Origin of the sequence: Arenibacter catalasegens (assembly GCF_002909235.1) — a bacterium.
Taxonomy (GTDB): Bacteria; Bacteroidota; Bacteroidia; order Flavobacteriales; family Flavobacteriaceae; genus Arenibacter; species Arenibacter catalasegens.
The window spans coordinates 124,854-132,752 of the sequence record NZ_PHQQ01000014.1 but is presented as its reverse complement, the minus strand read 5'-3'; the positions used below and the strand labels follow the sequence as shown (position 1 = coordinate 132,752).

Sequence of the window (7,899 nt, the reverse complement as noted above, 5' to 3'; positions counted from 1 at the left end):
TTTTACAAATAGAATCGACTTTCTTAGTGGTTCACTTTCATCCGGCGAAGGTGGTTCACTTTCACCCGGCGAGGGTGGCTCACTTTAATCCGGCCAGGGTGGTATACTATGACCGTTTTTTGCACAGAACTAATCAGAAACAATTTAATCAAATTGAACGAGAAGCAGATTTTTTTGCATCCTGTTTGCTAATGCCGCAGGAAAGGTTTTTAAAAGACATTTATCGCCAAAAGTTTAGCATCCAATTAATAGATTCCTTGAAGGACGAGTACAACGTTAGCAGAACTGCTTGTGCTTTTAGATTCGCAGATATAGGTAATCACGATATTATGATTGTATATGGCGAAAATGGTAAAATCCGCTGGAAACATTGTAGTGAGCATTTTCCATATAAATACTTGTTATACGAAAACAAAGTAGCACCTAACTCAGTTATGGGAGAGTATTTTAAAAATAACACAGAAAATCTATTTAAAAATGAGGAGATTTGGGCAGTTGATATTTTCAACTATGTAAAGGAAGACGATACCCATAGAAAGTTTTTTGAACATTGCATTACATTTAGAAATGAGGCTTTGAGCATTATTTGGGAAGAATAGATTCTTACTATATTCTCTTATCCCCAGTTTCCTTATCAAAAGCCACTAGATTGAACAACTCCCGCATCCGGCTACGAACACGATTTCCATAACGTTCTTCCATTTCTTCGGCATTGAGATTGGTTGTGGCGTGGGTCTTAATTTTGTGTTTGGTTTGTAAGTACAGCTCATATCGAGATAAAAGCACTTCTCCCATTACGTTTAAATCTTTGCCATAAAACCTTCCGGCAGGTTCGATACCCAAATCATCAAAGCAGAAAAATTTGGTGTTGCCATATTCTTCAATAGTCTTAAAACCAAGATGGTTAAAGCTAAAAGTAACATTCCTGCACGGAATCATCTCGTAAGGGCGTTGCAAGGGAACAATGTGACGTAGTAATTTCATCAAACTGGTCTTACCGCAACCTACGGGTCCGGATAATAAAATACCCTTATCAACATCAAGTTGGTATTTCTCGCAATTGTCTTTGTCTTTGATGAAGTAGGAACAGAGCTTCAACAAAATATCTTTGTCCTCGTCGTAAACCCTGAATTTTTCCCCAAACAAAAGTTTGCCTTTTGCATTCAGATAAATCAGGATTTTTGGGAAATCGTAGAGTACACTTTTACCGTCAAACTTTCCGAGCGCATATTCCACGCCACCTTCGGTAATTTTAGAGGGGTTGTCCATAATCTTTGTTTTTAGTGGTTCGCAAGTTGTCCTTGTTTTGGGACGGTTGTTTTTTGTTTAGTTTGTTTTCATCGTCGAATATTTCGGTTCTGTCCATCCAGTTTGTGGCTAAGGCGCGCCAATCTCGAATTTCTTTTCCATCGCTTGTTTGCCAATTACGAGTTTGGTAATGCTCAAAGAATTTTTTTCCTTCATCAGCATCAAAACCTTTTTCTTTAAAAAAAATAAAAACGGCCTGCCTGCCCTTTGGTTGTTTTATATTGTTTTCTTGTTTGGTATTGTTTATAGTAGATACCAATGCTTGTCCACTCACGGGACGGTGCGAGTCCACAACTTGTCCACCTATGGGATGGTGCTGTCCCGTTATCGGTACACTCTTGGGATGGTACTGTCCCGCAACCTGTTCTAATATGGGATTGTACCGTCCCGCAACAGGTTCATCACTTGTACCGATAATGGACATCTTGATTTTGCTGCCCTTGTATGGATTATTGGAAGGAAAATAGAAAAGGTAACCCCAGGAATCTAAGTCGGTCACGCACCTGTGGTAGGTAGATTTTGAGCCTATTTTTGAAGCAAGCATCAAATCTCTACGATTCACATAGAATTCCACCTCAAATCGGCTACTGTTCCATTCTTGGAACAGCGCCATATACAAACTGATATGCGTGGGATTCAAGCGGTCATCAAAATAGAATTTTTCAAAAGCCGCATTGAGTAGCTTTATATAGTTCATCATTTAAGAGTTTAGACCGTGCTGCACACGGTTTGCAGTCATTACGCCTTGGATTTCTTCTGCATCGTAATATATAATGCCACCAACTTTTGTGTAAGGTAATGTGCCATTGATGCGAAGGTTTTGAAGTGTTCCTGGGCTCACTTGGAGCAAATCCATAACCTCAGAAGATTTGAGGTATTTTTTGAGCTTTCCCTTGGATTGATTGGTAAGCAGTTTCTTGATGTCATCGAGTAATTCCATTTTGAAATCTCGAAGGTCGTCTGTAGTAATTATTGATGTCGGCATAATAGAACGGTTTTAAAGAAAAGGACTATCAACGTTTTTAATTTTTTAATTGATAGCCCTTAACCTGATTTGACTTTCGTTCTACAAATTTGGGTAGGTTTATTGGATTTTATTCCCCAGCACGACCGTACTACGGTCAAAATTTAACATCTTTAAATTTGATTTGTTTTGGCATGTTTTACTGATGCTTTCGCGAAAACATATCATCAAATCACATTAAATTTTATGAAAAATAGGTATGTAATTCAATTACCGTAGGCCAACCGTAGTACGGTCTTTTTTTAACATTTTGAAATGAAGATGGTGTATGAGAAATAGCTCGTTATTCCTCTCTTTTATTTATTTCTATAAGTAGAGAAGTAGAAAGGTCGTCAAGAAACAAGGTTCTACTATTTTTCCTGTATTTGATTTCCTGAAAAGTTTTATAAATATCTTTTGGCTCAATGTCAAACATCTGTTGCAGTTTCTTGGAAATTTGCATTATGCCTTGGTTATCCTGCTTTCCTAAACCTTTTGCGCAAAGTGCATAGAGCAGTTCTACGTAGTCGGTATTTGAAAATGGCCAATGTATCTTTTCAATTGGTCTACTGACTTTTATTTTGCCATTTAAACCGTTGCTAATCCTATGCTTCTTCTCATCTAAATACGCTATTAAGGAATCAAAGGCTTGGTATTTGCCAAGAAGCATATCCCTTGGTGTACAAAATTCAGGGTCTTGGAAATAAAATTTAGAAGTTGTGATGTGAAATGTTTCCAGATAATCTCTTGTGTAATATTCCTTGTCAAAGTGGGTAGCCCCAGAATTGATGTAGCGACCAAAATCCATATTATAAAGAAAGAACCGATTTACTTTATTGATTTTCTTTTTGATGGATTTTAGTTGAGAATCCTCATCGCCTTTTGGAAATTGTATTTCAAAAGAATGGATTTCTGAAAAGTAAATGAGTTTTATGAGCGGAATCTGTTTAGTCTCTTTAAAGAATTGTATTTCTTCTTTGATAGTTTTGAATTCTTTATTGAGGATTTCTTTTTTATAGGTAGTCAACAAATTACGGCACGCTTTAATGGAACGCCAAGCCCATTCTAAAATATTTTCATTTTGACTTTTTATTTCATCCAGATCCTTTAGCAGTTTTGTTGATAGTATTTGAGAATTCATAAGCAGGTACTTTTAATTTAGAAACCATAGTAATGGTGTTTAGTTGATTAGGTTGGGTTATTGTTTTCATTGTCCTGCAAAAATTATGTAATGACTACCAGAAATAATATAATTTGTGGCTCATTAGTGGATTTTATGGAACTGTATCTAAGTTATACTTACTGTAAAATATCACAAGGAAAATTACCGTATTTAATTACGGAATACACCGTATTTTTCTACGGAATTTTTAAAATATACTGTAAACACAGACCTTTTGAGATGAAATGCGAATTATTTATTTTTCTTACGAAACCGTTTTAAGAATTCACGTCTATTCTTTACACTTGTCTTTTTGAATATGTTTGAAGCGTGTTTTGATACGGTGCTTTCAGCAATGAATAAATCTTTGGCAATATTTTTATAACTTAAATTACTCAAGATTGATAAAGCGACCTCAATTTCCCTTCGTGTCAAATCCTCATAAATAATTTTACGTTCAATAGACTCATTTTTCTGTTTTTTCTTTAATGCGAACACCTCATACATTCTGTTATTGTTTTCAATAAAATACAAATACCTATCTGCCTCAATAGCTGTGATAGCGAAAAAAGCCAAGTTCATTACACTAAAGGTTATCCATTGGTAGTCTCCTATTACAGTACAAATGGGCAGCAAAGCAATACTTGCCACACTTACAATTGAAAATTTATTTCGTCTTACAATGAAGGCATTAGGATTATTTGGATTTGAGATTCGTTTGTAAAAAATAATCAAGAATACCATTGCGGCTACAGAAATGGGAATGGTAAATAGAAACCGTGCTGAATCGAGAGAACCAGTTAAAAAATACGGCATTAAGAAAAGAATTAAGTAGCTTCCTACCGTAAAAATTGTGAGATTCCTAATAGAAGAATTGAATTTCAGGACAACGATATCATATTCTTTGTATAGGTAATAGACAATATAAACACACAAAGCAATAGCTACACCGTAAGTGATGATGTATTGTAATATAATAGGTCCAGGGAAATTTTCAACAGGTAAAAAGCCACCGGTTGCATTATAGACAATAAATAGAAGACCAAGATATAAAAAACGCCTTAAGCTACTGCGAGCATTTCTTCGAGAAAAATAGATTGTAAGTAATACAATGAGCGTATCTAATAATAGATAGAAGAACGTTATCCAATGTATTGAAGTTCCAAACATTTATAATCCTACTCATTGCGCTCAAATTTTTTGGTTTCTAAATTTTTGGAAACATTGTTCCAAAGAAAAACTTGTCCGTTCATAGCAATATAAACATCGGGTTTTAGAAGCTGTAAAGAGCTAATTGCATATCCTAAATTAAATTGTGCATCTGTATCAGCAGATGAACCTAAAATGAAAGACCCAACCAAAACAATGGTTTTATTTAAGTCAAGCTTTCCTATATATCTTGCGGTATCTTCCATTGTGAAAGTACCGTGGGTTATTAAAATTTTTGTCGCATTGGATTCCTTAATCTTGCGAACTAACTGTTCTCTGTCATTATCAGTTATTGCACGACTATCTTTTTTGAATACACTTTCAATAGTATATTTAAATTCAATATTTGCGCTTTCCAGAAAGTCTGTAATAGTAACATTGGATTTTGTTATTCCTTTGTCATCTACATAGTCTAATCCTTCTATGGTGCCGCCAGTTGTTATTATATGTATCATTTGAAATCTCAAAATTTAACATATAAAGATAGTCGATATTATTTGTAATTAACTTTTAGTACTGTTGCGTTTATAATTCATAAGCATTGAATAAATTAAGATGCCTTTTGAAATTTTGAATGATTAATCTTTGCGTAAACATTTGGTTTATAGTCGATTTAATTCTGTTAGGGTATTTTGATATCCTGCATCATTCCGCTCAATTTAAAAAAGATGTGTAATCAATTTCAGTTACATTCAAGGGTGCGTTTGGTCTTTTGGTATGCTCAAAAATCAAATCTTTTAACGATTCCAGTTCCTGTTGGTTGAATACCATAGCAAGGTTCTGTTGCATTGTTTGTATGGGGATCTTACGTTCGAGCATCGCTCTTTGGCAACACGATTTCCAATATTCTACATCAATTTCTGATACAAACTGTTTAAAGGCATTCATTTCCCTTGGGGTAAACTCAAGGTAGATGTTATTGAAGTAAAGATGGTACACATTGCAGCTTTTACAATGTGCAAACTGGCCGTTCAGGTTTTTAGATAGTGTCTTTATATTATGGCACATAGGTCTTTTTTTAATAACAATCCATCTTCAATTGTCCATTATGCTGAAGCTCGTCGAAGCTAATTCCAGTATGTTCAGCGAGTAAGCTTTCCAGCACATCTAAAATGTCGTGTTGCATCGCAAGTGAACCACAAATCATAACCACACCACCTTCCTCAACCGTTTTAAGAACAATATCCCTTTGTTGGATTACCAGATTTTGGACATACTCTTTACTTTCTTCTCTTGAATGGGATTTATGGATTGTAATATTTTTATTTTTTGGAATAATCCCTTTAAAAATGTCATCATAAATAACTGAAGAAGCTACTGTCCTGCCACCCCAAAATAAGTTGATAGTTGTGTCGCAATTCTGTTCCATCATCCCCAAGAATGGGGCTAATCCAGTTCCATTTGCTATCAATACTGCGGAAGCTGATTTTTTAGAGAAGTGGAAATGAGGGTTTACGTCTATAACCGCCTGAATGGTATCGCCTTTATTCAAGTTATACAAGTAGGAAGAGCCATTACCAAACTCGTGTTTCTTTACACTTAATAGAATTTTGTTGCCCATTCTGGCAATGGAATATTGACGAGGGATATCAGTTCCCTCTGGAAAAACCGACAATAAATCCCCTGAAGTAAAACTTATTTTTTTCTTTGGTTTCAGTCTTATTAGGAACGTGTCATCTACATTTAATTCTGTGCGCTCAACTACCTTAAATGTGGTTTTTTTATAATTCCGTTTCTTGACCTTTGGTTTTTCAACGGAAAGTGAAATATGTAATAGGTTGCTCAATTGTTCGGCCCATCTTTCAAAATCGGCAAAGTCTGCATTGTTGATTTTATAAAGCGGCATCAACGGTTGAAAGTCTTGATGTATTTGCAAAAGTGAATCTACTTGTATCGCAAACTTGCAATAGTCTGGATAATCCAATGAACCGAATCCTACTACTGAATACTTGATTTTATTAGGCTGCTTGATGGTCGGGAAAATGGTTTCAAATTTTCTGGCGTTGGTAGGTGGTTCGCCTTCGCCATAAGTGGCAGTAAGGATGATGATGTGTTTCGCTTTCGCGAAAGCGGAATAATTATTCAATTCAGTCAGATAGACTTTTTTGCCAGCAGCATTCAAACTATTATAAAGTCGCCTTGCATAATCGAACGTTGTTCCCGTTTCTGAACCTACTAAAATGACGAATTCACATTCGTCTTTATCGGGCATTATGGAAATGGCTTTCACTTTTTTTCTGCGCTTCAAGGTCATCGCAAAGCCTGAATACATAAAGAATAAAATGGACGCGCTTGCGAGTAGTAAAACGATAGACCATAAAACATTTCCTTCGCCTGTATGCAACAGCCAACTCAAACGGGATGCCAATGCTACAAAGGGATAATCGGCTTCACTCACAATCTGCCCTGTTTGTTGATTGACCCTAATTTCTTTGTCCTTTAAAGCAATCTGAAAGTATTCTTCTGGGTCTTCGGAAAATGGGAATTCCACTTTTCGGATTTGGTCAAGCGTGGTTGCTTTGAAAAATGGAACATCGCTAATATGCTCAAAACGTTCTGCGGTATCTGTATCACTAATTTCTTGGTGCGTTATCGTAGCATCGGGAATCAATTTAAATTTTTCTGCGGAAAGATATACACCTGTAAAAGCAAGAATAACAATAGGAATAAAGAACCATCGGCTTAAAATAACGTGATATCGCAGTTCAAAATAATCTTTTTGAACTTTTGAAAATAGGCGTTTAAAACCTCCTTGACGTTTGGCCAGAAGTAAGAATCCAGTAATGGTAATTAGTAAAAGTAAAAACGAAATCAAGCCCACAAAAAACCGCCCGATACTTTTAAGAAAAAGAGAACGATGCAGATTAGTAGCAAAACTGTAAATAAAGGGTCGCTCTTGTACCTCGCCCAATTGCACCCCTGTTTTTGCATCGATATAGATATCGAGCGCTTCCATTTCCGTAGTAAGAACTGAAGCTTTAACAAAGTCAGAAGATTCTACTTCCAGCGAGAAAACTTCGTCATAAGTTGCGTTTAGGGCATCAATTGTCGTAGCCAATGATACTCTATCTAAATCTTGCATCGCAAAACCTTTCGCTTGATGCGAAATAGGTTCAACCGCCAAAATCACACCTGTAACCGAGGCAATGAGTAAAAACAAAGAAGAGGCAAGGGCAAGTACAAAATGACTGTATCGCCAGATAGATATGGTCATAGG

9 protein-coding genes are annotated in these 7,899 nt (G+C 35.9%); 1 reads left to right on the top strand and 8 read right to left on the bottom strand.

Going from position 1 to position 7,899, the window contains the following annotated elements:
* Positions 1-599, top strand: a 599-nt coding sequence (locus CWD90_RS12645; protein WP_157941215.1) for an ImmA/IrrE family metallo-endopeptidase, incomplete at its 5' end; no start/stop codon positions are given.
* 7 nt (positions 600-606) lie between these two features.
* On the opposite strand, the gene CWD90_RS12640 is transcribed toward CWD90_RS12645, so the two are convergent.
* From CWD90_RS12640 to CWD90_RS12605, 8 genes are all read right to left on the bottom strand, one after another.
* Positions 607-1,269 (bottom strand): ATPase, encoded by a 663-nt coding sequence (locus tag CWD90_RS12640; protein ID WP_103476433.1) that lies wholly within the window; start codon positions 1,267-1,269, stop codon positions 607-609.
* A complete protein-coding gene (locus CWD90_RS12635; protein WP_103476432.1) occupies positions 1,253-2,005 on the bottom strand; it encodes a hypothetical protein in 753 nt (250 codons plus the stop codon). The genes CWD90_RS12640 and CWD90_RS12635 overlap by 17 nt, the downstream gene beginning before the upstream one ends.
* 3 nt (positions 2,006-2,008) lie before the next feature.
* Positions 2,009-2,293 carry a helix-turn-helix domain-containing protein gene (locus CWD90_RS12630; protein WP_103476431.1) on the bottom strand — a complete coding sequence of 95 codons (285 nt, stop codon included), beginning with the start codon at positions 2,291-2,293 and terminating at the stop codon, positions 2,009-2,011.
* Positions 2,294-2,615: 322 nt separating this feature from the next.
* A complete protein-coding gene (locus CWD90_RS12625; RefSeq protein WP_103476430.1) occupies positions 2,616-3,452 on the bottom strand; it encodes an RteC domain-containing protein in 837 nt (278 codons plus the stop codon).
* 273 nt (positions 3,453-3,725) lie between these two features.
* Positions 3,726-4,643: a helix-turn-helix domain-containing protein gene (locus CWD90_RS12620; protein WP_103476429.1), complete on the bottom strand. Its 918-nt coding sequence runs from the start codon at positions 4,641-4,643 to the stop codon at positions 3,726-3,728.
* Between the two features lie 8 nt (positions 4,644-4,651).
* On the bottom strand, positions 4,652-5,137 hold the full coding sequence (locus tag CWD90_RS12615) for an asparaginase domain-containing protein (RefSeq protein WP_103476428.1): 486 nt from the start codon (positions 5,135-5,137) through the stop codon (positions 4,652-4,654).
* 199 nt (positions 5,138-5,336) lie between these two features.
* A complete protein-coding gene (locus CWD90_RS12610; RefSeq protein WP_157941214.1) occupies positions 5,337-5,690 on the bottom strand; it encodes a DUF6686 family protein in 354 nt (117 codons plus the stop codon).
* Positions 5,691-5,700: 10 nt separating this feature from the next.
* Positions 5,701-7,896, bottom strand: a complete 2,196-nt coding sequence (locus CWD90_RS12605) for a PepSY domain-containing protein (RefSeq protein ID WP_103476426.1) — start codon at positions 7,894-7,896, stop codon at positions 5,701-5,703.
* Between the last annotated feature and the right edge of the window lie 3 nt (positions 7,897-7,899).

What these genes read in the sequence shown, in the direction of transcription:
- CWD90_RS12640 (WP_103476433.1), bottom strand. Translation starts at nt 1,269, where the DNA reads ATGGACAACCCCTCTAAAATTACCGAAGGTGGCGTGGAATATGCGCTC.
- CWD90_RS12635 (WP_103476432.1), bottom strand. Translation starts at nt 2,005, where the DNA reads ATGAACTATATAAAGCTACTCAATGCGGCTTTTGAAAAATTCTATTTT.
- CWD90_RS12630 (WP_103476431.1), bottom strand. Translation starts at nt 2,293, where the DNA reads ATGCCGACATCAATAATTACTACAGACGACCTTCGAGATTTCAAAATG.
- CWD90_RS12625 (WP_103476430.1), bottom strand. Translation starts at nt 3,452, where the DNA reads ATGAATTCTCAAATACTATCAACAAAACTGCTAAAGGATCTGGATGAA.
- CWD90_RS12620 (WP_103476429.1), bottom strand. Translation starts at nt 4,643, where the DNA reads ATGTTTGGAACTTCAATACATTGGATAACGTTCTTCTATCTATTATTA.
- CWD90_RS12615 (WP_103476428.1), bottom strand. Translation starts at nt 5,137, where the DNA reads ATGATACATATAATAACAACTGGCGGCACCATAGAAGGATTAGACTAT.
- CWD90_RS12610 (WP_157941214.1), bottom strand. Translation starts at nt 5,690, where the DNA reads ATGTGCCATAATATAAAGACACTATCTAAAAACCTGAACGGCCAGTTT.
- CWD90_RS12605 (WP_103476426.1), bottom strand. Translation starts at nt 7,896, where the DNA reads ATGACCATATCTATCTGGCGATACAGTCATTTTGTACTTGCCCTTGCC.